Origin of the sequence: Rhodococcus sp. 14-2496-1d, from assembly GCF_002259365.1 — a bacterium.
Classification (GTDB): Bacteria; Actinomycetota; Actinomycetes; order Mycobacteriales; family Mycobacteriaceae; genus Rhodococcoides.
In genome coordinates this window covers 1-22847 of sequence record NZ_NPFV01000007.1, presented here as the reverse complement: position 1 = coordinate 22847, position 22847 = coordinate 1, and the positions used below count along the sequence as shown (strand labels likewise).

The following is a 22847-nucleotide window of genomic DNA, read 5'->3' as shown; positions in this document are numbered from 1 at the left end:
GGAGAACGGCCCCGAGTCGGCCCTGAGGGTTTCTCGCAGGAGTGACGTCGAGATATGTATCGAGGACGAAGATGAGTGAACAACCGCGTGGCTTCCACTACGCCGACGTCGTTGCGGTGGAACGACTCACGGTGCACATGGTGCGTGTGACCTTCGGCGGCGAGCACGTCGCCGGCTACCGCACGCTCGGGGTGCCCGACGAATGCGTCGGAGTCTATTTCCCCAGGGCAGGCGAAGTGATCCCGCCGCCGATGACCGAGGTCGACGGTCTCTGGTGGTTCCACGGTCTCGACGACGCTCCCGAAGGACGCAACTACACCATTCGCCGCCTCGACGAGGAGCGCGGTGAGCTGACCATCGACTTCTTCGCACACGAGGGCGGTGTCGCATCGACCTGGGCCCAGCAGGCCGCCCCGGGGCAGACGGTGCTGTTCACCCGCCCGCGCTCCTGGTACTCACCGCCCGCCGACGTCGAATGGCTGCTGTTGGTCGCGGACATGACCGGGTTGCCCGCACTCGGTCGTCTCGTCGAGCAGTTGCCCGCCGGAACGCGTGCGCACGCGATCGTCGAGGTGCTCGAGCGCGGCGACATCCAATCCTTCGAGACCCCCGCCGACGTGACGTTCGATTGGCGTATCGGATCCGGAAACGGCGACAGCGCAAGCGTTCTCGACGACGCGGTGCTGGCGTACCCATTGCCCGAGGGACGTGGCTACGTGTGGTTCGCCGGCGAGGCGTCGTCCTCGCGTCGGGTGCGCAAGCACTTCCGCAAGGAATTGGGCTACGACATCGCGTACTTCGACATCATCGGATATTGGCGCGCCGACTCCGAGAAGTGGCTCGAGAAGTACAAGCAATACCAGGAGGAGGCGCTGGCGGTGTACAACGGCGTCATCGAATCCGGCCGCTCGGAGCAGGAAGCCAGCGAAGCATTCGATGCGCTGCTGGAACGTGTCGGACTGTAGGTGAGCAGAACTTCGTAGCAGGGGTCGAATTACCGCTCACGTGGGGCTGCGTCGAACTCGTAATCCGGCAGCTCTAGCGTCGCCGCGTCGGGACCGAGGAACTTGCTGGTCACGGCCTGTACAGGCTTGGATCCGGCCAGGCGAAGTACGGTGCGGAATGCAGCGACTCCTGCCGAGGTCTTCGGATGCGCGACGCGAGGCACGCCGGGTGGGAGTTTCTGCGCCTGCTCGACGAACGGACGCATACGCGCCTCGAAGGCCTCGAATCCGGCGCGATGATCATTCGCGCGCGCGAGCTCGCCCGCGAGCACGTACGCGCCGGTGACCGACAACGTTGTTCCCATGCCGCTCAACGGCGTTGCGCACCAGGCGGCATCGCCGAGCATGCCGATTCTGCCGTCGGACCAGCGCGGGGCCTTCACCTGCGCCAGGTAGTCGACGTACAGTTCCGAGTCCGGTCCCAGCGAGTCCAGGATCCGGGGCACTTCCCAACCGACATCGGCGAATGTCGAACGCAGGGCGGCGATGACGCGTTCGGTGGACGCCCCCTCGTAGCCGCTGTCGTCGGACACCCAGGACAGGCTGAATCGCGTCGTGCCGAGGTTGTCCGGTCGTAGATTCGCCACGCGAGATCCGGGGGCGTTGTACCAGCGCCACCAGCCGTCGTCGCTCGGTCCCTTCGGCAGTACGCCGTAGGCGGTGTACAGGCCGACGGGTGTGGTCTCGGCCTCCCCGGAGAACACCAGTTCCCTGCTGCTGGAACGTATTCCGTCGGCGAAGAGAACGAGGTCGAACCTTTCCGCTGCGCCCGTTGCGAATGTCACATCGACTCCGTCGGCATCCTGGACCACGCCGACGACGCGATCGCCGTAGCGATACTCGGTTCGTGGTCCGGCGGATTCGACGAGGATCCGCGCGAACTCGCCCCGCAGAATCTCCAACTCCGCCGTCGGCCCGTCATGGGTTCCGTCGCCGGCCGGGAAGGCCGCGATGGTGGCGTCTGCGTCGTCGACGAATCGGGTGCCCTTCTCGGTGGTGCCGTTCGCGAGGAGGGTCGCGTCCAGGCCCATGCGCCGGAGTACCTCGCGGCCGGAGCCGCGAACGTCGATGTTCTGGCCGCCGAGTCGCAGTTGCGGTGAGCGTTCGAGGACGGTGACCTCGAAGCCGGCTCGGTCCAGCCAGAACGCAACGGTGGGACCGGCGATGCTGGCACCGGTGACGAGAACACGAGAAGTCATGGGGCGCGCATGCCCGGGCGGCCGGTCGTTCAATCCCGGAGGGAAAGTAGCTGAGCCTCACCTTTGTGGTGTACTTTCATCGAATTGTCTTCAATGTCCCGTTTTGGTCAGGAGAACCGTGTTCACCGTTCGCCGTCTGGCGCTGCTCTCGATCAGCGCAACCCTCGCCCTCGGTCTCGTCGCATGCAGCTCGGACGGCTCGTCCGACGACGGCACGTCCACCTCCGAGTCCGCCTCCGCTGAGTCTGCCCTCGTGGTGTACTCCGGCCGCGGTGAAGAGCTCGTCGACCCCCTGATCGAGCGCATCGGCGGCGGTATCGAGGTCGACTACTCCGGCAACACCAACGCCCAGGCCGCAAAGATCCTCGAAGAGGGCGACGCGACCCCGGCGGACGTCTTCTACGGACAGGACGCAGGAGCACTCGGTGCCCTCGACGAGGCGGGCGCTCTCGCACCGCTGCCCGAGGACATCCTCTCCCTGGTCCCCGAGCAGTACCGCGGTGCCGACGGCACCTGGGTCGCCACCTCCGCGCGGGCTCGTGTGCTGGCCTACAACTCCGATTCGGTGCAGGCAGCCGACCTGCCCACCGGCATCGACGGACTGCTCGACCCACGCTGGCGCGGACAGATCGGCTACGCACCGACCAACGCCTCGTTCCAGGCCTTCGTCACCGCCCTGCGCGTGCAGCGCGGCGAGGACGGTGCCCGCACCTGGCTCGAGGGATTCGTCGCCAACGAGCCCGTCGCCTTCGAGGGCAACGGCCCGCTGCTGACCGCCGTCAACGACGGACAGGTGGCCACCGGTCTGCTCAACCACTACTACTGGTACCCCTTCAAGGACGAGAACGGCGACGACGCCCCGGTCGAGCTGCACTACTTCGAGCCCGGCGACCCCGGCGCACTGATCAACGTCGCCGGTGCGGGTGTGCTGGCTGCTTCGGACAACCAGGAAGCGGCCTTCGATTTCGTGCGCGAGTTGCTCTCGACCGAATCGCAGACCTACTTCGCGAACGAGACCGCCGAATATCCCGTCATCGACGGAGTCACCTCCGACTACGACCTGCCGCCGCTGTCGGAGCTGGGCTCGACCGATCTCGATCTGGGTCGCCTCTCGTCTCTCGAGGCCACCCAGACCCTGCTGACCGACGTCGGAATCATCTAGGCAATCCTCGGTTCCGGGCTCGTGTCTGCACTCCAGCCGCTTCGGCGGCACCACTTCGGCGGTCGTCCCGTTCTCGGGACGGCCGCGTTGTGCGTGGGAGCGCTGACGCTGACACCGCTGGTGTATCTGTTCGTCCGAGCGTTCGACGGCGGCACCGAGAAGGTCCTGGGGCTGCTGTTGCGGCAACGCACACTCGACCTCGCCATCCGCACGGCAACACTGACGCTCACCGTGCTCGTTGCATCGGTCGTGGTCGGGACGCTGCTGGCGTGGTTGACCGTACGGACCGATCTACCGGGGCGACGCTTCTTCGCGATGGTCCTCGCCGCCCCGCTGGCCATCCCGTCGTACGTGTCCGGATATCTGTGGATCGCCGAGTTCCCCTCGTTGGCAGGCTTTTCCGGTGCAGCCCTGGTCCTCACGCTGTCCTGTTTCCCGCTGGTGATGCTGCCGGTGTCCGCGGCCTTCGCCACTGCGGACCCGTCGTTGGCCGAGGTCTCGCGCACCCTCGGTCGAGGCGCTGTGCGCACGGCGCTGACCGTCGAGTGCCGTCGCGTCGTTCCGGCCGCGGCGGCGGGTGCGCTGCTGGTCGCGCTGTACACCATCAGTGATTTCGGGGCGGTGGCTCTGATGCGATACGACGCCTTCACGCTCGGCATCTACAGTGCGTACCGCGGGGGACTCGATCGCACCGCGGCCGCGGTTCTCGGACTGGTCCTCGTGGTGGGCGCGTTGGTGCTCACCCTCCTCGAACGGCGTGCCCGACGCGGTGCCACGGCGAGGGTGGGATCTGGAACGGACCGGATGGCCGAGCCTGTGGTTCTGGGCCGGTGGCGCGTGCCTGCTCTGGCCGTTGTCGTTGCAGCCCTTGGTGTTTCGGTGCTGGTACCGATTCTGGCCCTGGCGCGGTGGCTGAGTCGATCGTTGCGCTTCACCGTCGACTGGGTGGACGTGCTGGCCGTCACGGCCAAGACCGTCCAGTACTCCGCGATCGCCGCGGTGGTGGTGGCCGTGCTCGCGTTGCCGGTCGCGCTGTTCGCGGCCCGATCCACGTCGAGGGCCGCCCGCGGTGCCGAATTGTCCACCTACATCGCGCACGGACTACCGGGTATCACCGTCGGGCTCGCCACGGTCTTTCTCGGAATCAGGTTCCTGCCGTCGTTCTATCAGACGGCGGTGCTGCTGGTGCTGGCATACGTGGTGTTGTTCCTGCCGTTGGCCGTCGGCAGTACGAGAGCGGTCGTCGACGCCACTCCCGTTGTCCTCGAGGATGTCTCACGGACCCTGGGCGCGGGCCGGCTGCAGACCGACCTTCGAGTGACGATTCCGATCGCGGCTCCCGGCATCGCCGCCGGGGCCGCTCTGGTGTTCCTGACCGTCGCCAAGGAGCTACCGGCGACGCTGATGCTGCGTCCTCGGGGAGTCGACACGCTCGCGACCACGCTGTGGTCCACCACCGAGGCGTTCCGATACGGCGAGGCGGCTCCCTACGCCCTGGCCCTGATCCTGATCTCGGTGGTCCCGACCGTCGTACTGACACGGGCGCTGGGGCGCACGACGCGGAAGCGAGTAGCACTGCCATGAGCATGGTGATTTCCGGACTCGTTGCCTCGTACGGCAGTACGGCCGTGCTGCACGGGATCGACCTCGACCTCGGCGACGGCGAGATGCTTGCCGTTCTCGGCCCCTCCGGCTGCGGCAAGACGACGCTGTTGCGATCCATTGCGGGACTGCACCGCATCGACGCGGGCCGGATCACCTCGGACGGGAGGGACATCTCAGTGGCGGGGCAGATTCAGGTGCCACCGGAGAAGCGGGGAATAGGCCTGATGCCGCAGGAAGGTGGACTCTTCCCACACCTGACGGTACGACGAAACATCGAATTCGGTTTGCGTGCAGGGTTTCTGCGACCCCATCTGTCCGGTCGCGCAGAGCGCACGCGGCGGGTCGACGAGATGCTCGAGCTCGTCGGACTGCCCGACGCCGGTGGGGTCAGACCCAGCGAGCTCTCGGGCGGCCAACAGCAGCGCATTGCGTTGGCGCGGGCGCTCGCGCCTGCTCCGTCGGTGGTGCTGATGGACGAGCCGTTCGCCGCCCTCGACGCGGGGCTGCGTACCTCGATCAGGCAGGACGTGCGAGAGTTGTTGCAGTCCAGCAAGACCGCGTCGATCCTGGTCACCCACGACCGCGCCGAGGCACTCGGAACTGCCGATCGGGTCGCCGTGCTGCTGGGTGGTCGCTGCGCCCAGATCGACACCCCGCGTGAGGTGTACGAGCGACCCGCCACACCCGCGATCGCGCGCTTCGTGGGCGACGCCTACTTCGTCGACGCTGCGGCCCACGGCGGCCACGTCGACACCGTCCTCGGGCGTCTCGAATCCACCACTCGAGAGACGGGAAACGGACAGGCGTTGCTTCGGCCCGAGCAGCTGCTGGTCTCGGAGTTCGACGACGGCGCGTTCGTCGTCGAACACGAGCTCTTCACCGGCCCCGAATCCTCGGTCACCCTGCGGCACAGCGCCACCGGGCTGCGGCTTCGAGCCATCGCCCGGACCGGCGACCGACTCGCCCCCGGCACCGCCGTCGACGTCACGGTGACATCGCCGGTGCACTGGTTCGAGGGTTCGGCGGACTAGTTTTCGCAGACGCACCGGCACGACCGGCCGTGCCCGGCACGATCGCGCGCCGGACCGACGAAACGAGGGCCATGCCGACAAGCATTCGAAAGAACGCTATCGGCTCGGTTCTGCTCCACGCTTGGGCATGAACAGTGCCGCGACGGCCATCACCGCTGCCGCCGCCAGGACACCGAGAAAGACCGGATGGATGGCGTCGGACAGTTGTTCGGGGCTCGGGTCGGCGGAGATCCGTGAGTTGACGATGGCACCGAACACCGCGACTCCGACTGCGCTGCCGATGGAGCGGGCGAACATGTTGGTCGAGGTGGCGACGCCGCGCTCGGACCATTCGACGCTCGACTGAGCGGCGATGAGGGTGGGGCTGGCGATCAGACCCATACCGAGGCCGATGACGAAGCACACCGCGCCCACCTGCCACACCTGTGAACCGGCACCGAGGCCGGTGGCGAATGCCGCTCCGACGACCGCGATGGAGGCACCGATGAGCGCCGTGGTGCGGAAGCCGAACCGCAGGTACACCCGCCCGGAGAGCGATGCCGCGATGGGCCAGCCGAGTGTGAGGGTGGACAGGGCGAATCCGGCGACGATCGCGCCGGTGCCGAGCACGCCCTGCACGAACGTCGGAACGTAGGATGTCAGGCCGAGAATCAATGCCCCGACGAGCAGTGAGATGGAACTGCTGACCACCAGCACCCGACGGGTGAACACCCACAGCGGCAGGATCGGCTCCTCGACTTTGGTCTGCACCACCGCGAACGCGGCCAGCAAGGAGACTCCGGCGACGAAGATGGCGATGCTGACGGGGGAGTTCCAGGCCCAGGACTGTCCGCCCTCGAGCAGCCCGAGCAGCACCATCGCTGCGCCCACCGTCAGCAGGCCTGCACCGAGGTAGTCGATCTTGGGCTTGGTGCGCTCCACGGCTCCCTCGTCGAACTTGCGCCACAGCATCACCGCGGCCAGCGCGCACAGCGGAATGTTGACGAAGAAGATCCAACGCCACGTCAGGAACTCGGAGAAGATACCGCCGAGCGCCGGGCCGAGTACCGAGGACATCGCCCATACGCTGGCGAGGTAGCCCTGCACCTTGGCGCGCTCGGCCAGGGTGTAGATGTCGCCGGCGATGGTGATGGCCATCGGCTGCACGGCACCCGCACCGAGACCCTGGACAGCACGGAAGGCGATCAGGGCGGGCATGCTCCAGGCCAGGCCGCACAGGACGGAGCCGAGCAGAAACACCGCGATGCCGAACAGCATGATCTTCTTGCGGCCGAACAGGTCGGCCAGTTTGCCGTACAGCGGCACCGATACCGCCTGCGCCAGAAGATAGATGGAGAACAGCCACGGAAACTGAGTGAACCCGCCCAGGTCGTCGACGATGGACAGCACCGCCGTGGCGATGATGGTCGAGTCGAGAGCGACCAGAGACGTGCTGAGCATCAGCGCAACCAGTATCGGTCCTCGTTCGGAGCGGAATCCGACATCCGATGTCGTGTTGTTCGTTGCCACAGCTACCAGTCTGATGCCTGCCGGCACCCCCGCGGCCACCGGCCCAGATAGTGTTGAACACCGTGCGACCATCACTGAGTAGCTACGAGCATCTGGCCGGCGGCAAGGTCCGCGATCTGTACACGATCGACGACGCGCATCTGTTGCTCGTCGCGAGCGACCGAATCTCGGCCTACGACCACATCCTCGACACCCCGATCCCGGACAAGGGACGCGTGCTGACGGCGATGAGCGTGTTCTTCTTCGAGGAGCTCGGCGGCGTCAACCACCTGGCCGGCGATCCGCTCGACGAACGCATTCCCGCCGAACTGCTCGGCCGTGCCCTGGTGGTGAAGAAGCTGAACATGGTGCCGATCGAATGCGTCGCGCGTGGGTACCTCACCGGATCCGGGTTGGCGGACTACAACGCGACCGGGGCCGTGTGCGGCGTGCAGCTTCCCCCCGGGCTCGTGGAATCCAGCAAACTCGACCAGGCGATCTTCACTCCCGCGTCGAAGGCCGAGATCGGCGACCACGACGAGAACATCACCTTCGACCAGGCCGTCGAGCAGGTCGGTGCCGAACTCGCGTTCAAGCTGCGTGAGGACACCATCGAGATCTACACGCGCGCAGCCAACTTCGCTCTGGAACGCGGAATCATTCTGGCCGACACCAAGTTCGAGTTCGGTACCGACGCCGACGGCAACCTGGTCCTCGCCGACGAGGTTCTCACCCCTGATTCCTCACGCTACTGGCCTGCCGATTCGTACCAGGAAGGCCGCGTCCAGCCCAGCTTCGACAAGCAGTTCGTCCGCGACTGGTTGACGGGCGAATCCGGCTGGGATCGCAGCTCCGACACTCCACCGCCACCGTTGCCGGACGACATCGTCGCCGCAACCCGCAGCCGCTACATCGAGGCCTACGAGCGCATCTCGGGTCTGAACTTCGACGATTGGGTCACGCCATGACGATCACCCCTCCCGTTGCCAAGAAGGTGCCGCACGAGCGCACCCATCACGGGGACACGTTCATCGACAACTACGAGTGGTTGCGCGCCAAGGACGATCCCGAGGTGATCGCCCACCTCGAAGCCGAGAATGCCTACACCGAGCAGCAGACGGCCGGCCTCGAGTCACTGCGAGGAAAGATCTTCGACGAGATCAAGTCGCGAACCCAGGAGACCGACCTGTCCGTGCCCACGCGCATGGGGCAGTGGTGGTACTACTCGCGCACCGTCGAGGGACAGTCCTACGGACTCCAATGCCGTTGTCCCGTCGACTCTCCCGACGACTGGACCCCGCCCACCCTGTCGTCCGAGGTGGACGTCCCCGGTGAGCAGATCCTGCTCGATGCCAACGAAGAGGCGAAGGGACACGACTTCTTCTCCCTCGGTGCGTTCTCGATCAGCCTCGACGGCAACCTGCTGGCCTATTCGACCGACACCGAGGGCGACGAGCGCTACACACTGCGTTTCAAGAACCTCGAGACCGGTGAGCTGCTCGCCGACACCATCGAGAACGTCGCGCCCGGGGCCACCTGGACGGCCGACGCGACCCACGTGTTCTACCTGACGGTCGACGAATCCTGGCGTCCCGACACCGTCTGGCGGCACACCCTCGGCAAGTCCGAGGACGTCCAGGTCTTCCACGAGCCCGACGAAAGTTACTGGGTCGGATTCGGTTCCACCCGCAGCGAGAAGTACCTGATGATCTGGGTCGGCTCGAAGATCACCTCCGAGTGCCTGGTGCTGGAATCCACCGATCCCGAGGGCGAGTTCCGCGTCGTACTGCCCCGCACGGACGGCGTCGAATACAGCATCGAGCACGCCGTCGTGGCCGGTGAGGATCGATTCCTCATCACCCACAACGGCTCGGTGAACGGTTGGGGCACCGAGGGGGAGAAGGCCGAGAACTTCCTGCTCGCCGAGGCTCCGGTCTCGGACCCACTCGATCAGCGCACGCTGGTTCCGCATCGCGACGACGTCCGCGTCGAGGACATCGATGCGTTCGCCGGCCACCTGATCTTCACGTACCGACGAGAAGCCCTGACGCGCATGGCGATCTGGCCGCTGACCGACGAGGGGTACGGCGAGTACCGCGAGCTCGAATTCGATGAGGAGCTCTACTCCGTCGGCGCAGGTTCGAACCCGGAATGGGATCAGCCGCTGCTGCGGATGGTGTACACCTCATTCATCACCCCCGGCCAGGTCTACGACCTCGACATCGCCAGTGGCGAACTGCTGCTCCGCAAATCACAGCCGGTCCTGGGCGAGTTCGACGCCGGTGACTACGTGCAGCATCGTGAGTGGGCCACTGCGCCGGACGGAACTCAGGTTCCGCTGTCGGTCATCGCGCGCAAGGATGTCCCCGAGGGGCCGGCTCCCACGTTGCTCTACGGCTACGGATCGTACGAGGCGTCGATGGACCCGTCCTTCTCGGTCGCCCGGTTGTCGTTGCTCGACCGCGGCATCGTGTTCGTCGTCGCACACGTACGCGGCGGCGGCGAGATGGGTCGGCACTGGTACGACAACGGCAAGACGCTGAAGAAGAAGAACACCTTCACCGACTTCATCGCTGCCGCACAGCATCTCATCGACACCGGGCGCACCTCACCGAAGCATCTGGTCGCCGACGGCGGCAGCGCGGGCGGACTGCTCATGGGAGCGGTGGCGAACATGGCACCGGAGTTGTTCAACGGCATCCTCGCCAACGTTCCGTTCGTCGATCCGCTCACCTCCATCCTCGACCCGTCACTTCCGCTGACGGTCATCGAATGGGACGAATGGGGAAACCCGTTGGCCGACAAGGAGGTGTACGAATACATGAAGTCGTACAGTCCCTACGAGAACGTCGAGGCCAAGGACTACCCGTCGATCCTGGCGATCACGTCCATCAACGACACTCGCGTCCTCTACGTCGAACCCGCCAAATGGGTTGCGGCTCTGCGTGCGACGAAGACCGGTGACTCGGACCTGCTGCTCAAGACCGAAATGAGCGCCGGACACGGCGGAGTCAGCGGACGCTACGAGAAATGGAAGGAAGCGGCTTTCGAGTATGCGTGGATCGTGAGCGCCTCCGGCGCACGTGCATAGAAATTCGTAGCCTGCTACGAATTTCCGCTCACATGCGGCGCAGCCGCTCTAACGCCACACGTAGCGGACCTGCGGTCGCCCGGCCTTGCCGTATTCGGTGTGCCGGGTGACCAGTCCGTCGTCGGCGAGGCGCTCGAGATATCGCCACGCCGTCACTCGGGACACTCCGACGACCTTGGCAGCCTCGGATGCATTGAGTCCGTCGGCCGCTTCCTTGATGCTCGCGGTGATGCCGTCCATCGTCTGCGGGGCGATGCCCTTGGGTGTCGAGACGCGTTCGTCGGCCGTCCGCAGATGCGCCATCGCGCGGTCGATGTCGCGTTGACTCGACGCGTTCTCTCCGGCAGGCAACGCGGCATGGAATTCGCGATAGCGCTCGAGCTTGTCGCGGAACGCGGCGAACGTGAACGGCTTGAGCAGATACAGCACGATGCCGTGTGCCACGGCGGAGCGCACCACCGACAGATCCCGTTCGGAGGTGATGGCGATGACGTCGGGACTCGGGCGTAGACCGCCGAGAGCTGCTGCTACGTCGATGCCGCTCGCGTCGGGCAGACCGATGTCGAGCAACACCAGATCGACGGCCTCGGTGCTGGCGAAGCGCATGGCCGACGCACCGGTGTGGGCCACCCCGGCCACCTCGAAGCCCGGGGTTCGCTCGACGTACGTCTTGTGCGCTTCGGCGATCAGCGGTTCGTCGTCGACGATCAGGACGCGGATCACGAGAGCGATCCCGGGATGGTGGCGACCATGACCGATCCGTACGTCACTTCCGAGGTCAAGGTGCCGCGATGGCGACCGATCACCTGAGTCACCAGGGCGAGGCCGAGACCGCGTGAGCCGGACTTGGTCGAGTAGCCGCGCCGCAGAGCAGCTTTGAGCGTCTCCGGCGGCATTCCGGGACCGCTGTCGGCGACTCGGACGACGAGTTCACCATCGGCGTCACGGACCGTCACTTCGACCCACGGCTGGTCGGATTCTTTCGAGGCATCGATGGCATTGTCTATCAGATTGCCTACCAGCGTGACCAATTCACGTGCAGTGAGCACACCCTCGTGCTCCATGGCGGTGTCGTCGGTGATCGTCAGCTCCACGCCCTGCTCAGCGGCCTGACTGACCTTGCCCAGCAGCAGTGCAGCGAGCGCAGGTTCGCTGACCGCGTTCATCAGGCGATCGATGAGAGCCTGCGACAGCTCCAGATCGGCCGTCGCGAATTCGACTGCCTCCTCGGGTCGGCCGAGCTCGACCATGGTGATGACGGTGTGCAGCCTGTTCGCCGACTCGTGAGCCTGCGAACGCAGCGACTCCGCGAAACTGCGCACCGAGTCCAATTCACCCATCAACGAACGCAATTCGGTCTGATCGCGAATTGTGAGTACGTTGCCCAGGCGTCGGCCCTCCCACATCACCGGATCCTGATTGACCACGAGCACGCGATCCTTCGTCAGATGCAGTTCACCGCGCACGATGCCGGTGTCCATCTGCTGCATGGACTCCGGCAACGAGCCGAAGGAGACAGGGCCCTCGGGCAGATCGAGGAGGCGTCGGGCCTCGTCGTTGACCAGCTCCGCCTCGTCACCCCGGCCGAACACCAGCAAGCCTTCACCGATGGAATGCAGAACGGCGTCGTGATGCTCGTACATCGTGCGCAGCTCCGCAGGAGCCATCCCCAGTGTCTGACGCCGGAGCCGGCGGCTGAGCAGCGTCGATCCGGCGGCGGCGACGACGAAGGCGGCGAGAACGACCCCGACGATGAGGGGTAGACCCTGGAAGAACTGGTCGCTGATCTTGGCCCTGGTCACGCCCGCCGAGACGAGGCCGACGATCTCGCCCGAGGAATCGGTGACCGGCGTGACCGAGCGGATCGACGGGCCGAGAGAACCCACGTACGTCTCGGTGAACGTCTCACCCTGCAACGCGCGATCGATGTTGCCGCTGAACGGCTTACCGATCAGGTCGACGGTGGTGTGGGTGAAACGGGTCCGATCCGGGGCCATGACCACGATGAAATCGACACCCGTGACCTGACGGATCTTCTCGGTTTCCGGCTGCAGCCGAGACGTCGGATCGTCGGACTCGATCGCAATGGGCGTCGACGGTTCGTTGGCGATACTGACCGCGATCGCCGTGACTTCGCGTCGGGTCGCGTCGTCGCTGTTGGACCGCTCGTTGAGCACCGTCAGGATGCCGCCGGCGAACACGACGACCGCCATGACGACGAGCTGGAGCACCAACACCTGGCCGGCGACGCTCAGTGGGCGCTTCGAGGACAACGCAATCCTTTCGTGCAATACATCGAACGTGAACGAAATGAACGTATAGGTGACTCCTGTCACCCGGTGCAGCAACATCATCTCTCAGCGGGGGTGATCCACCTCACTCCACTCCCAGTAGTCACGAAGTCAGCAGTTCGACTCGCGCTTCACCTGAACCAGAAGGAACATTCATGACAACCATCGATGCGGAGCGGTTCGACAATCCGCCCACCGAGCCCAAGAAGAAGCGCGACAAGACTCATTGGCTCTACATCGCCGTGATCATCGCCGTCGTCGCCGGCGTCATCGTAGGACTGACCGCCAAGGACTTCGCCGTCGAGCTCGCGGTCCTCGGCACGCTCTTCGTCAGCCTGATCAAGATGATGATCAGCCCCGTCATCTTCTGCACCATCGTCCTCGGTATCGGATCGGTTCGAGCGGCAGCCAGCGTCGGACGGGTCGGCGGCCTTGCCCTGGCCTACTTCATCACGATGTCGACCATCGCCCTCGGTATCGGCATGGTCGTCGGCAACCTGATTCAGCCCGGCGAGGGACTCAATATCGTGCCCGGCGGTGGCGATGAGTACGCCAAAACCGCAGAGGGTGCAGGCGGAACCATGGACTTCATCGCCGGCATCATCCCCGAGAGTCTGCTGTCGTCGCTGACCGCCGGATCCGTCCTGCAGACGCTGTTCGTCGCCATCCTCGTCGGCTTCGCGCTGCAGGCCATGGGCAAGAGCGGCGAGGGCATCCTCAAGGGCATCGGTTCGGTGCAGAAGCTCGTCTTCCGCATCCTGACCATGATCCTGTGGCTCGCCCCGATCGGTGCCTTCGGTGCCATTGCCGGTGTTGTCGGCAAGACCGGGTTCGACGCCGTCATCCAGCTCGGCACCCTGATGCTCGCCTTCTACATCACCTGCTTCATCTTCGTCTTCTTCTTCCTCGGACTGATCCTGCGCTTCGTCTCCGGCTTCTCGATCTTCAAGCTGGTCAAGTACCTGGCCCGTGAGTACCTGCTCATCGTCGCCACGTCGTCCTCCGAGTCGGCCCTGCCGCGTCTGATCGCCAAGATGGAGCACGTAGGAGTCGAGCGCACCACCGTCGGCATCGTCGTCCCCACCGGATACTCGTTCAACCTCGACGGCACCGCGATCTACCTGACGATGGCCTCGATCTTCATCGCCGACGCCATGAACATGCCGCTCTCGATCGGCGAGCAGTTCTCGCTGCTGCTCTTCATGATCATCGCCTCCAAGGGCGCAGCGGGCGTCTCCGGAGCCGGTCTGGCCACCTTGGCCGGTGGCTTGCAGAGCCATCGCCCCGAACTGCTCGACGGAGTCGGCCTGATCGTCGGAATCGACCGCTTCATGTCCGAGGCCCGTGCGCTGACGAACTTCTCGGGTAACGCCGTCGCCACCCTGCTGGTCGGCACCTGGACCAAGACCATCGACAAGGACCGGGTCAACACGGTGCTCGACGGCGGCCTTCCGTTCGACGAGGAGACCATGGTCGACGACCACCTCCCCGAGGACGACCGGCCTGCAGACAAGCAGGTCATCATCGAAAAGCACGCCGCCAAGGCGTAGTGCCTGCCGGGCGCCGCGCATCCCCCCGTCGCCCGGTTCGGAAAACCGAGAACGACCCCGCCACCAGCGGGGTCGTTCTTGTTTTCCACGTCGGTTCCCGTTCTCGGCGTACTCACAGGTAAGTTCGGATGATGACTGAAGTTCAGAACATCGGCATCAACACGCTGGGCGGTGCGCCCACCTCGCTCGACGAGTACGCCGGACGGGCCGTGCTCGTGGTCAATGTCGCGTCCAAGTGTGGACTGACCCCGCAGTACGAAAAGCTCGAGAAGCTCGCCAACGATTACTCCTCTCGTGGCCTGTCGGTCGTCGGAGTGCCCTGCAACCAGTTCGGTGGCCAGGAGCCCGGCACGGCAGAAGAGATCGAAACCTTCTGCTCCACCACCTACGGCATCACGTTCGCGATGACCGAGAAGGTCGACGTCAACGGTGACAATCAGCACCCGTTGTACGCCGAACTGACCAAGACCGAAGACGCCGAAGGCAAGGCCGGAGACGTCCAGTGGAACTTCGAGAAGTTCCTGATCTCGCCCGACGGCGTCGTCACCAACCGTTTCCGTCCGCGCACCGAGCCGGACGCCCCCGAGGTGCTCGCAGCGATCGACAAGATCCTGCCGAAGGAAACGATGACCGTTTAGCTTCTGTCTGCATCGACTTCGAGCCTCGTTCACGCTGGTGTGCGAGGCTCGAGTCATGTCTGGACGTCTGATCGTGTCGGTGAGCGGTATCAAGAACGACACCTACGAGCACGCCGCCGAGTTCGCGCGGATCCTCGACGGACGAGGCGTTCCGCTCTCACTGCTCATCGCGCCTCGGTTGAAGGACAAATACCGTCTCGCAGCGGACGTGCCCACCCAGGAATGGTTGCGGGCGCGACGCGACGGCGGCGACGCGATCGTTCTGCACGGCTACGACCAGGCCGCGACGAAGCGTCGACGCTCCGAGTTCTCCGCACTGCCGCGTCACGAAGCCCGACTTCGACTGATGGCCGCCGACCGCGTCATGGAACAGACCGGCCTGCGCACCCGGGTGTTCGCCGCTCCCCGCTGGATCGCTTCACCCGGCGCCGTGGAAGCACTGCCCGACGCGGGATTCCGAACGTTGGCTGCGCTCAACGGTATTCACGACCTCGACCGGGACGGTGTCGTCCGCGCCCGAGTCTGGGGAATCGGCGAAGGATTCAAAGCCGAACCCTGGTGGTTCAAAGCACTGGTACTCGGCGCAGGCCGCACCGCCCGCCGCGACGGAGTGGTACGCCTGGCCATCAGCGCCAAGCAACTCGGACGACCCGGACCGCGCCAGGCAATCCTGGACGCCATCGACCTCTCCCTGCACCACGGAGCCGAGGCCGGGGTCTACGAATGGACCCCACGCACCAAATCCCGCGTGGCCTAGCTCCTCGCTGCACCCCCACCCGCCCCGCGTCAATGGACCATTGCACGGTCCAGACGTCTGCAATGCGCCATTCACGCGTACGGGGTTGCGGCGTGAATGTGCCAGTGCAGCGCCCAGACGTATGCGATGGTCCATTGACGCGAACGGGGTGGGCGCGGTCGTAGACTCGCAACAATGAGTGTCTCGACTGTGACCCTGGACGACATCGTCGCCGCGCATCGTATTCTGCGCGATCGCAATCCGCTGGTGCAGTGTCTGACCAACACCGTGTCGGTTCAGTTCGTCGCGAACGCACTGTTGTCCGCAGGGGCGGCTCCGGCGATGGTGGACAACCCAGAGGAGGCGGCCGGTTTCGCGGAGATCGCCGACGCGGTCCTGGTCAATCTCGGAACTCCGACGGCTGCCCAGGTGGAAAGTTCTCGGCTGGCGTCGGCCGCGGCGAGGGCAGCGGGGAAGCCGTGGGTACTCGATCCGGTGGGAGCGGGCGGTCTGCCGTGGCGAACCCAGGTGGCCGTGGAGCTGCTTGCCAACCGGCCCAGCGTCATTCGCGCAAATGCATCGGAAGTCATGGGACTGGCGGGCGCTGACGGCGGATCGCGCGGCGTGGATTCGTCTGCAGCCGTGGCCGATTCGGTCGAAGCGGCCCGGTCGCTGCTCGATCGAGTGGACGTGGTGGCTGCATCGGGGGAGATCGATCACATCCTCGGCCCCGGCGGCCTGGTGAAGGTGGGCGGCGGAAGTGCACTGCTGCAGCGAGTTACGGCTACCGGGTGTGCGCTCGGTGCACTGACGGCTGCCTACTGCTCGGTGTCACCGAATGCGCTGATCGGTGCCGTCGCGGCGCACGCGCATGTCGCGGTGGCGTCGGAGATCGCGGCCCGGTCGACGTCGCGGCCGGGATCCTTCGCTGCCGCGTTCCTCGACGGACTCGACACGGTGGACGAGTCGGCAATTCGTCAATTGGTTCGGCTCGACATCGGCTGGCCTGAATGACGCGCGCTCCAGTGTGCACCTGGTGTTCCACTGTGCCGCAGTATCCGCGGGAATGCCGCGAAATGTGCGCGTAGTGGTGCGAAAAATGCAGATCGCAGCGAAGGTAACGCCCTCTTGACCGAAACGTGATGTAACGGAACATGTTTGCGGGCGGACATACTTGGCGTCGGGCAAATCGAACCAGGTGGTCTTCATGAAACGACTTCTACTCCTCGTAGTCAGTGCAACAGCCCTCGTCGCCTGCGGCGGAGCGGAGCAAGGAACCCCCGCGGCAGCACCGTCCCCGGCCGTTCCGGCAACCACTCAGGCAAGCCCGGCACCGGTGACACCCGACCCGGCCACCGTGACCGAGGGAGCGCAGCCGCAGCGGACGCCACCCGAGGAGGCCAGCGACCTGGTTCCGATGGGTACGTCGGAAGCCGAGCCACTGTGCCTGGATCTGACGTGGGGGCAGGTACCGCAGGCCGTGGACTCGCTGCCGCTCGTGTTCGCAGATTCACCGTGGGTCGCTACCGACATGGGCGATCCCTGTGCGTCGTTCACCTGGGTCGAAGCTCTGCCGTACGGCGCGACGGTCAGCTCGCCGACACATCTGCTGTTCTTCCACGACGCTGAGTACCTCGGCACTGCGACGTCGGAGCCGTACGGGTTCACGTCGGTGGCGGCCCAGTCCGCCGACACGATCACAGTGAACTACCGCTGGCCGCTCGCGAACGATGCCAATGCCAATCCCACCGGCGGCCCGGTGACGATCGACTACCGCTGGGACGGGACACAGGTCACCATGATCGGCACCCTCCCGCCCGAGGTCACCGGCTAGATCGAGACGGAGGATTCCTCGGGTAGCTCGCGGATTTCGGCGTCGGACATTTCCTTGAAGCGGCCGTAGTAGACGCCCCTGGCCTGCTCCGCGACGATGGCCTGGTGGATGGGGAATGCCATCCTGGGGTTCACTGCTCGCAGGAATTCGACGGTCTCGGAGAGCTTCGACCACGGTGCGGCAGCGGGGAGCGCGAGAACCTCGACCTGTTGCTCGGGGACGAACAGCGAGTCGCCCGGATGGAAGAGCTGGCCCGGGTTCTCCGGGGTGCCCAGCAGGTAGCCGGTGTTGTCGATCTCGGGCAGCTCGGGATGGATGACGGCGTGCGTGCCGCCGACGCCGGTGACCGTGATGCCGCCGACGGTGAAGGCCTTGCCTGCGGGAGCTGCCGCCCATTTGCCGCCGAGCTGGCTTGCGGTCATCGGATCGGCGTGCAGTGCCGCTCGCGGATTCGCCTCGACGAGTGCGGGAAGTCGTTGCAGATCAACGTGATCCGGATGCTGATGGGTGACGAGGATCGCGTCGAGTCCGGTGATGCCCTCGAACCCGTGCGAGAACGTGCCGGGATCGAACAACACGGTGGTGCCGTTGAGTTCGACGAGAACGCAGGAATGTCCGAAGTGTGTCAGCCGCATGGACTCCACAGTAAGCGCGGTTTCGCGCCTCCCGCCAGGGCTGCGTAGACTCCCACCTGCCGGTAACTGTCTTGCTGTACGTATTTCAAGGAGCGCTTTCGTGGCCCGAGTCGTTGTCGATGTCATGCCCAAGGCCGAGATTCTCGATCCGCAGGGTCAGGCGATCGCAGGAGCGCTCGGCCGTCTGGGGATCTCCGGCGTGTCCGACGTCCGCCAGGGCAAGCGCTTCGAACTCGAGGTCGACGACACCGTCGACGACGCTGAACTCGAGAAGATCGCAGAATCACTGCTGGCCAACACCGTCATCGAGGACTGGACGGTCACCCGCGTCTCGGTAGAGCCCGCCGCATGAGCGCCCGCGTAGGGGTCATCACGTTTCCCGGGACCCTCGACGACGTCGACGCCTCACGCGCCGTCACCCTCGCCGGTGGCGAGGCCGTCAGTCTGTGGCATGCCGATGCGGATCTGAAGAACGTCGACGCCATCGTCGTCCCCGGCGGATTCTCGTACGGCGACTACCTCCGGGCCGGTGCGATCGCTCGCTTCGCCCCCGTGATGGAGTCCGTCGTGAAGGCCGCCGAAGGTGGCATGCCGATCCTCGGCATTTGCAACGGCTTTCAGGTGCTCTGCGAAGTCGGCCTGCTCCCCGGCGCGCTGACCCGTAACGAGGGTCTGCACTTCGTCTGCCGCGATCAGTGGCTGAAGGTGGAGAACACCGACACCGCATGGTCGTCGCGCTACGAGCCCGGTGCCGAGATCCTGATCCCGGTCAAGAATGCCGAGGGCCGGTTCCAGGCACCGCAGAACGTGCTCGACGAGCTCGAGGGCGAGGGTCGCGTCGTGTTCCGCTACAGCGGCACCAACCCGAACGGATCGCAGCGGGGGATCGCAGGAATATCCTCGGCCAACGGTCGGGTCGTCGGTTTGATGCCGCACCCCGAGCACGCCACCGAGCCGTTGACCGGACCGAGCGACGACGGCCTGGGGATCTTCTACTCGGCACTGGACACGATCGTCAACGCCTGAGTTTCGTGTCGGTGGTCGCGGTTACTGTGCCGCCATGACACTGACCTTGGGCATGATCACGTTCGACACAACCGATCCGGAACCGCTCGCACACTGGTGGGCGGCACAGGTGGACGGAACGATCGTGGAGGCGAACGACGGCTGGTTCTACGTCGTCGAACTCGCTGCGGCACCGTACCAAATGGCCTTCCAGAAGATCGAGGACCCGACGCCGGGCAAGAATCGCGTCCACCTCGACATGACCACCCTTGACCTCGACGGCGAGGTCGCGCGACTGGTCGAGGCGGGTGCACGCGAAGTTGCGCAGCACACCATGGGCGACTTTCGCTGGGTGACGCTGAGCGACCCCGACGGCAACGTGTTCTGCGTGTCCGGGTCGCACTGAGCAGTGAATGCCGGCCCAGGCATGGGTGACTCTGGTGGTGGGCGTCCTCGCCGTCGTCGGAGTCGCTCTCACCATTCGTCAGCGCACCGTCGCCGACAAACGAGCGCAGGCATGGCAGCGGATCACCTGGTGCCTCGACCACACAGTCAGCACGGACGACGCCGAAGCTGCCCTGGGGTGGGATATCTACGGGGCGGTCACAGATTCGCCACTCATAACCAGAACAGAACAGGACGTTCTCGTTGCCGTTGCCGATCGCGCCCTCCGACACGCACTGGCGGAACCCTCTGAATGCGAGGACACTGACAATCGAGTCGATGAACTGGAGGAACCGCGATGACCACCGCCGAGGAACGCAAGATCAAAGCTGGGCGTCCGGAAGTCGCCGCGGCCGCCGCTCGCGCATCGATCGCAATCCGTGAACGCAACGGGCGTGAGGTACCTCAGTGGATTCGCGACGCCGCAGCGGGACGACCCACCGCCCCGCCGCCCGAATAGCACGCGTCCTATCAGGACACGAGCGCCCAGCATTCCGTCTCTGGAATGCGGTGCGTTCGTCGTGAATGCCAGGCGTTCGGACCGTCGAACACAGTCATGCCGCACACTCTCGCAGCTCGGTCACAGTCGAGGCGAAGATGCCGGTGGGTTCGATCGAGATCCCGTCGAACACCTGGCAGTACTCGCCGTCCCGCCAGAAGAACACCGAGCGAGACAGTGGGCTCGGTGTATCACGACTGAACATATCCGCCAGATCGGCGAGCTCGGCTGCTGCCATGAGCGCCACGTCGGCGTTGCGCGGCCGGTGAAAAACGAACTCGTAGGCATTGGGAACCACGAACAATACGCCGTACAGACATTCGCCGAGGTGCGCGGAGATCAGCGTGGTCATATCGGCAACCTTCGACGCGAGGTAGATCGAATCACCGCTGAGGACCTCGATGTCGATGCTGTTTCTGCTGAGAATTCGGCCGTCCTCGAACTTCAGCGCCGCGGTGTTCCTTCGTCCGGCTGCCCAGGCGGCGTTCAGGTCTCGGCCGACGAGATGCCGATCTGCCAGTGTCACAGCGCGATTCGGAGAAGACAGGTTCAGCACCCGTCGCGGTGCGCCCGGCACGTCGAGTAGTGGGACGGAATACTCGTACTCGCACTCACCCATAGCCGCCAGGGCTGACGGAGCGATGACGCGCTCGCGCAGCCTCGAGTGGAATTCGTCGTCCGACAATCCGGTGAAGAACGTGGGATCTGCCTCGCGCATCGTCTCGATCATGAGGTCGACATGGCCGGCGATGATGCCGTCCCACGCCGATCGACTCACCCCGGAGCATCGGGCGAACACATTGTTCAGTGACATGCGAACGCCCGAGCCCACCGCCAAAGTCGTCGCGTCCTCGCGGTGAACCACCACCCCGCGCTTGCGAAATGCTTCGATCGTCTTCATTCGCACGATGGCGAATGTGGTCGCGTGAACTGCGCCGTAGTCGGGCAAAGAATGAAATTTCATGACGTCGTCCCCCCGGTCGGTGTGTGCTCTCGAGGTGTTCGACGCGGCGGCTGCCACAATGGTTCCCATGTCGACTCACGCCTCCGCAACCGGTCTCTGCAACTTCGTCGACGTGTCGCCGTCACCGTTCCACGTCTGCAACACGGTGTCGGTGCAGCTCGAGGACGCCGGTTTCGTACGCCTCGAGGAGACCGACGCCTGGTCGACGGACCCGGGCCGCTACTACCTCGTTCGCGGCGGATCACTCGTCGCGTGGAGTACCGAGCACCGTAATTCGGGTCAATCCGCAGGCTCCACTCCTGACGGCCCGTTCCGAATCGTCGGCGGGCACACCGACAGCCCCAACCTTCGCGTGAAGCAGCATCCCGATCTGCAATCCGCGGGCTGGCAGATGGTGGGCCTCGAACCGTACGGCGGTGCCTGGCTCAACTCCTGGCTCGATCGCGATCTGGGTATCTCCGGCCGGCTGAGTGTGCGCGACGGCAACACCGCCCGCGAGGTACTGGTGAAGGTCGACGAGCCCATTCTGCGAGTTCCGCAGCTGGCAATCCACCTGTCCGAGGATCGCAAGGGCGTCACCCTCGATCCGCAGCGACACGTCAATGCCATTTGGGGCGTGGGCAATTCACCTCAGTCGTTCATCGCCTACGTCGCCGAGCGAGAAGGCGTCGACCCGCATTCGGTACTGGGTTGGGAGTTGATGACCCACGACCTCGCACCCAGTGCCGTCGTGGGCGTCGAGTCCGAACTGGTCAGTGCGCCGCGTCTGGACAATCAAGGAACCTGCTACGCCGGAACTCAGGCTTTGCTTGCCGCAGTGGACAATCCGACCGCAGTCACGCCGGTGCTGGCACTGTTCGACCACGAGGAAGTCGGCAGTATGTCCGACCGCGGCGCGTTCTCGGACCTGCTGAACACAGTGCTCGAGCGCATCGTGCTCGGACGCGGCGGTGGGCGTGAGGAATTCCTGCGCACGATGGCCGGATCCATCTGCGCCTCGGGCGACATGGCGCACGCGACGCATCCCAACTACCCGGACCGGCACGAGCCCGCGCATCGCATCGAACTCGGTGGGGGACCGGTACTCAAGGTCAACCAGAATTTGCGCTACGCAACGGATTCCGCGGGAGCGGGTGCCTTCGCGCTCGCCTGCGATCAGGCCGGGGTTCCCATGCAGCGCTACGTACATCGCGCCGATCTGCCGTGCGGATCGACCATCGGACCCATCACTGCGTCGCGCACTGGCCTGTCGACGGTGGACGTCGGCGCAGCTCAGCTCGCCATGCACTCGTCACGAGAATTGATGGGAGCTGCCGACGTGATGGCATACGCCGACGCGTTGGCGGCATTCCTCGCTCCAGCCTGAGCTCGTTCGGCGGCGCACACGCGCGCGCATTCGTCAGGTGCGCGCGGATTCGTGACCTGTGCGGTGGCGATTCCGCGCGCGTCTCGCAAACGCGCGCGCGTTTGCGGGGTCCGGGGGGCGGCGGGTGTGGGCGGAAGCTGAATACCGCGGCGCGACATCGTTCGGCGTTCCCCGTTTCTCGGTCGGCCAGTCGCACACGCGCGCGCATTCGTCAGGTGCGCGCAGATTGGTGACCCGTGCGGGGGCAATTTTGCGCGCGTCTCGCAAACGCGCGCGCGTTTGCGGGGTCCGGGGGTGAGCGGGGG

At 65.3% G+C, this 22847-nt stretch carries 23 protein-coding genes; 17 read left to right on the top strand and 6 right to left on the bottom strand.

Annotated features, from left to right (window positions below):
- The first annotated feature begins 71 nt into the window (after window positions 1-71).
- Window positions 72-965, top strand: coding sequence for a siderophore-interacting protein (locus CH296_RS04340; protein ID WP_094645736.1), 894 nt, complete (start codon window positions 72-74; stop codon window positions 963-965).
- Between the two features lie 29 nt (window positions 966-994).
- Here CH296_RS04340 and CH296_RS04335 read toward each other — a convergent pair whose 3' ends face one another.
- A complete protein-coding gene (locus CH296_RS04335) occupies window positions 995-2203 on the bottom strand; it encodes an FAD-dependent monooxygenase (protein WP_094684110.1) in 1209 nt (402 codons plus the stop codon).
- A gap of 118 nt (window positions 2204-2321) precedes the next feature.
- Between CH296_RS04335 and CH296_RS04330 the strand changes: the two genes are divergently transcribed.
- Genes CH296_RS04330 through CH296_RS04320 form a run of 3 tightly spaced genes read left to right on the top strand, consistent with a single transcriptional unit; the run spans window position 2322 to window position 6001 of the window.
- Entirely contained in the window at window positions 2322-3365 is a 1044-nt protein-coding gene (locus tag CH296_RS04330; RefSeq protein ID WP_045196680.1) for an iron ABC transporter substrate-binding protein, read from the top strand.
- A gap of 21 nt (window positions 3366-3386) precedes the next feature.
- The gene (locus CH296_RS04325) at window positions 3387-4949 is read left to right on the top strand and encodes an iron ABC transporter permease (RefSeq protein ID WP_256980327.1); all 1563 of its coding nucleotides are present in this window, start codon (window positions 3387-3389) and stop codon (window positions 4947-4949) included.
- Window positions 4946-6001 carry an ABC transporter ATP-binding protein gene (locus CH296_RS04320; RefSeq protein ID WP_094630439.1) on the top strand — a complete coding sequence of 352 codons (1056 nt, stop codon included), beginning with the start codon at window positions 4946-4948 and terminating at the stop codon, window positions 5999-6001. Before CH296_RS04325 ends, CH296_RS04320 begins: the two co-directional genes overlap by 4 nt.
- Window positions 6002-6097: 96 nt before the next feature.
- Here the strand turns inward: CH296_RS04320 and CH296_RS04315 are convergent, their stop codons facing one another.
- The gene (locus CH296_RS04315) at window positions 6098-7510 is read right to left on the bottom strand and encodes an MDR family MFS transporter (protein ID WP_094684146.1); all 1413 of its coding nucleotides are present in this window, start codon (window positions 7508-7510) and stop codon (window positions 6098-6100) included.
- Window positions 7511-7572: 62 nt separating this feature from the next.
- On the opposite strand from CH296_RS04315, the gene CH296_RS04310 reads away from it, so the two are divergent.
- Window positions 7573-8457, top strand: coding sequence for a phosphoribosylaminoimidazolesuccinocarboxamide synthase (locus tag CH296_RS04310; RefSeq protein ID WP_045200314.1), 885 nt, complete (start codon window positions 7573-7575; stop codon window positions 8455-8457).
- Window positions 8454-10580: a S9 family peptidase gene (locus CH296_RS04305; RefSeq protein ID WP_094684109.1), complete on the top strand. Its 2127-nt coding sequence runs from the start codon at window positions 8454-8456 to the stop codon at window positions 10578-10580. The genes CH296_RS04310 and CH296_RS04305 overlap by 4 nt, the downstream gene beginning before the upstream one ends.
- Before the next feature lie 48 nt (window positions 10581-10628).
- On the opposite strand, the gene CH296_RS04300 is transcribed toward CH296_RS04305, so the two are convergent.
- A complete protein-coding gene (locus tag CH296_RS04300; RefSeq protein ID WP_032395931.1) occupies window positions 10629-11303 on the bottom strand; it encodes a response regulator in 675 nt (224 codons plus the stop codon).
- Complete coding sequence (locus CH296_RS04295; protein WP_230596876.1) at window positions 11300-12793, bottom strand: sensor histidine kinase; 1494 nt, start codon at window positions 12791-12793, stop codon at window positions 11300-11302. The genes CH296_RS04300 and CH296_RS04295 overlap by 4 nt, the downstream gene beginning before the upstream one ends.
- 233 nt (window positions 12794-13026) lie before the next feature.
- On the opposite strand from CH296_RS04295, the gene CH296_RS04290 reads away from it, so the two are divergent.
- The 5 genes from CH296_RS04290 to CH296_RS28800 all read left to right on the top strand — a co-directional run bounded on the left by CH296_RS04290 (window position 13027) and on the right by CH296_RS28800 (window position 17629).
- Window positions 13027-14421 (top strand): cation:dicarboxylate symporter family transporter, encoded by a 1395-nt coding sequence (locus CH296_RS04290; RefSeq protein WP_032395930.1) that lies wholly within the window; start codon window positions 13027-13029, stop codon window positions 14419-14421.
- 128 nt (window positions 14422-14549) lie between these two features.
- Window positions 14550-15059: a glutathione peroxidase gene (locus CH296_RS04285; protein WP_032395929.1), complete on the top strand. Its 510-nt coding sequence runs from the start codon at window positions 14550-14552 to the stop codon at window positions 15057-15059.
- 55 nt (window positions 15060-15114) lie between these two features.
- Window positions 15115-15816 (top strand): DUF2334 domain-containing protein, encoded by a 702-nt coding sequence (locus CH296_RS04280; protein WP_094684108.1) that lies wholly within the window; start codon window positions 15115-15117, stop codon window positions 15814-15816.
- A 174-nt stretch (window positions 15817-15990) separates the two neighbouring features.
- Entirely contained in the window at window positions 15991-16809 is an 819-nt protein-coding gene (thiM, locus tag CH296_RS04275; RefSeq protein WP_179277624.1) for a hydroxyethylthiazole kinase, read from the top strand.
- Between the two features lie 193 nt (window positions 16810-17002).
- On the top strand, window positions 17003-17629 hold the full coding sequence (locus CH296_RS28800; protein WP_179275770.1) for an LppP/LprE family lipoprotein: 627 nt from the start codon (window positions 17003-17005) through the stop codon (window positions 17627-17629).
- Here CH296_RS28800 and CH296_RS04265 read toward each other — a convergent pair.
- Complete coding sequence (locus CH296_RS04265) at window positions 17626-18264, bottom strand: MBL fold metallo-hydrolase (RefSeq protein ID WP_094684145.1); 639 nt, start codon at window positions 18262-18264, stop codon at window positions 17626-17628. The genes CH296_RS28800 and CH296_RS04265 overlap by 4 nt on opposite strands.
- Window positions 18265-18364: 100 nt before the next feature.
- Between CH296_RS04265 and purS the strand changes: the two genes are divergently transcribed.
- From purS to CH296_RS28795, 5 genes are read left to right on the top strand one after another with little or no spacing between them, the layout of a single operon-like run.
- Complete coding sequence (gene purS, locus CH296_RS04260; RefSeq protein ID WP_032395924.1) at window positions 18365-18616, top strand: phosphoribosylformylglycinamidine synthase subunit PurS; 252 nt, start codon at window positions 18365-18367, stop codon at window positions 18614-18616.
- Entirely contained in the window at window positions 18613-19290 is a 678-nt protein-coding gene (purQ, locus tag CH296_RS04255; protein WP_045196674.1) for a phosphoribosylformylglycinamidine synthase subunit PurQ, read from the top strand. Before purS ends, purQ begins: the two co-directional genes overlap by 4 nt.
- A 34-nt stretch (window positions 19291-19324) precedes the next feature.
- Entirely contained in the window at window positions 19325-19675 is a 351-nt protein-coding gene (locus CH296_RS04250) for a VOC family protein (RefSeq protein ID WP_094684106.1), read from the top strand.
- Window positions 19676-19682: 7 nt separating this feature from the next.
- The gene (locus CH296_RS04245) at window positions 19683-20015 is read left to right on the top strand and encodes a hypothetical protein (RefSeq protein ID WP_094645721.1); all 333 of its coding nucleotides are present in this window, start codon (window positions 19683-19685) and stop codon (window positions 20013-20015) included.
- On the top strand, window positions 20012-20173 hold the full coding sequence (locus CH296_RS28795) for a hypothetical protein (RefSeq protein WP_179272977.1): 162 nt from the start codon (window positions 20012-20014) through the stop codon (window positions 20171-20173). The genes CH296_RS04245 and CH296_RS28795 overlap by 4 nt, the downstream gene beginning before the upstream one ends.
- A gap of 94 nt (window positions 20174-20267) precedes the next feature.
- Here CH296_RS28795 and CH296_RS04240 read toward each other — a convergent pair whose 3' ends face one another.
- Complete coding sequence (locus CH296_RS04240; RefSeq protein ID WP_179272976.1) at window positions 20268-21176, bottom strand: hypothetical protein; 909 nt, start codon at window positions 21174-21176, stop codon at window positions 20268-20270.
- A 58-nt stretch (window positions 21177-21234) separates the two neighbouring features.
- On the opposite strand from CH296_RS04240, the gene CH296_RS04235 reads away from it, so the two are divergent.
- A complete protein-coding gene (locus CH296_RS04235; protein WP_094684105.1) occupies window positions 21235-22542 on the top strand; it encodes a M18 family aminopeptidase in 1308 nt (435 codons plus the stop codon).
- Window positions 22543-22847: the final 305 nt, after the last annotated feature.

Coding starts and splice junctions, on each gene's coding strand:
- CH296_RS04285 (WP_032395929.1), top strand. CDS start 14,550: ATGATGACTGAAGTTCAGAACATCGGCATCAACACGCTGGGCGGTGCG.
- CH296_RS04320 (WP_094630439.1), top strand. CDS start 4,946: ATGAGCATGGTGATTTCCGGACTCGTTGCCTCGTACGGCAGTACGGCC.
- purQ (WP_045196674.1), top strand. CDS start 18,613: ATGAGCGCCCGCGTAGGGGTCATCACGTTTCCCGGGACCCTCGACGAC.
- CH296_RS28795 (WP_179272977.1), top strand. CDS start 20,012: ATGACCACCGCCGAGGAACGCAAGATCAAAGCTGGGCGTCCGGAAGTC.
- CH296_RS04305 (WP_094684109.1), top strand. CDS start 8,454: ATGACGATCACCCCTCCCGTTGCCAAGAAGGTGCCGCACGAGCGCACC.
- CH296_RS04265 (WP_094684145.1), bottom strand. CDS start 18,264: ATGCGGCTGACACACTTCGGACATTCCTGCGTTCTCGTCGAACTCAAC.
- CH296_RS04250 (WP_094684106.1), top strand. CDS start 19,325: ATGACACTGACCTTGGGCATGATCACGTTCGACACAACCGATCCGGAA.
- CH296_RS04245 (WP_094645721.1), top strand. CDS start 19,683: ATGCCGGCCCAGGCATGGGTGACTCTGGTGGTGGGCGTCCTCGCCGTC.
- thiM (WP_179277624.1), top strand. CDS start 15,991: ATGAGTGTCTCGACTGTGACCCTGGACGACATCGTCGCCGCGCATCGT.
- CH296_RS04335 (WP_094684110.1), bottom strand. CDS start 2,203: ATGACTTCTCGTGTTCTCGTCACCGGTGCCAGCATCGCCGGTCCCACC.
- CH296_RS04295 (WP_230596876.1), bottom strand. CDS start 12,793: ATGGCGGTCGTCGTGTTCGCCGGCGGCATCCTGACGGTGCTCAACGAG.
- CH296_RS28800 (WP_179275770.1), top strand. CDS start 17,003: ATGAAACGACTTCTACTCCTCGTAGTCAGTGCAACAGCCCTCGTCGCC.
- CH296_RS04340 (WP_094645736.1), top strand. CDS start 72: ATGAGTGAACAACCGCGTGGCTTCCACTACGCCGACGTCGTTGCGGTG.
- CH296_RS04235 (WP_094684105.1), top strand. CDS start 21,235: ATGGTTCCCATGTCGACTCACGCCTCCGCAACCGGTCTCTGCAACTTC.
- CH296_RS04240 (WP_179272976.1), bottom strand. CDS start 21,176: ATGAAATTTCATTCTTTGCCCGACTACGGCGCAGTTCACGCGACCACA.
- CH296_RS04280 (WP_094684108.1), top strand. CDS start 15,115: ATGTCTGGACGTCTGATCGTGTCGGTGAGCGGTATCAAGAACGACACC.
- CH296_RS04290 (WP_032395930.1), top strand. CDS start 13,027: ATGACAACCATCGATGCGGAGCGGTTCGACAATCCGCCCACCGAGCCC.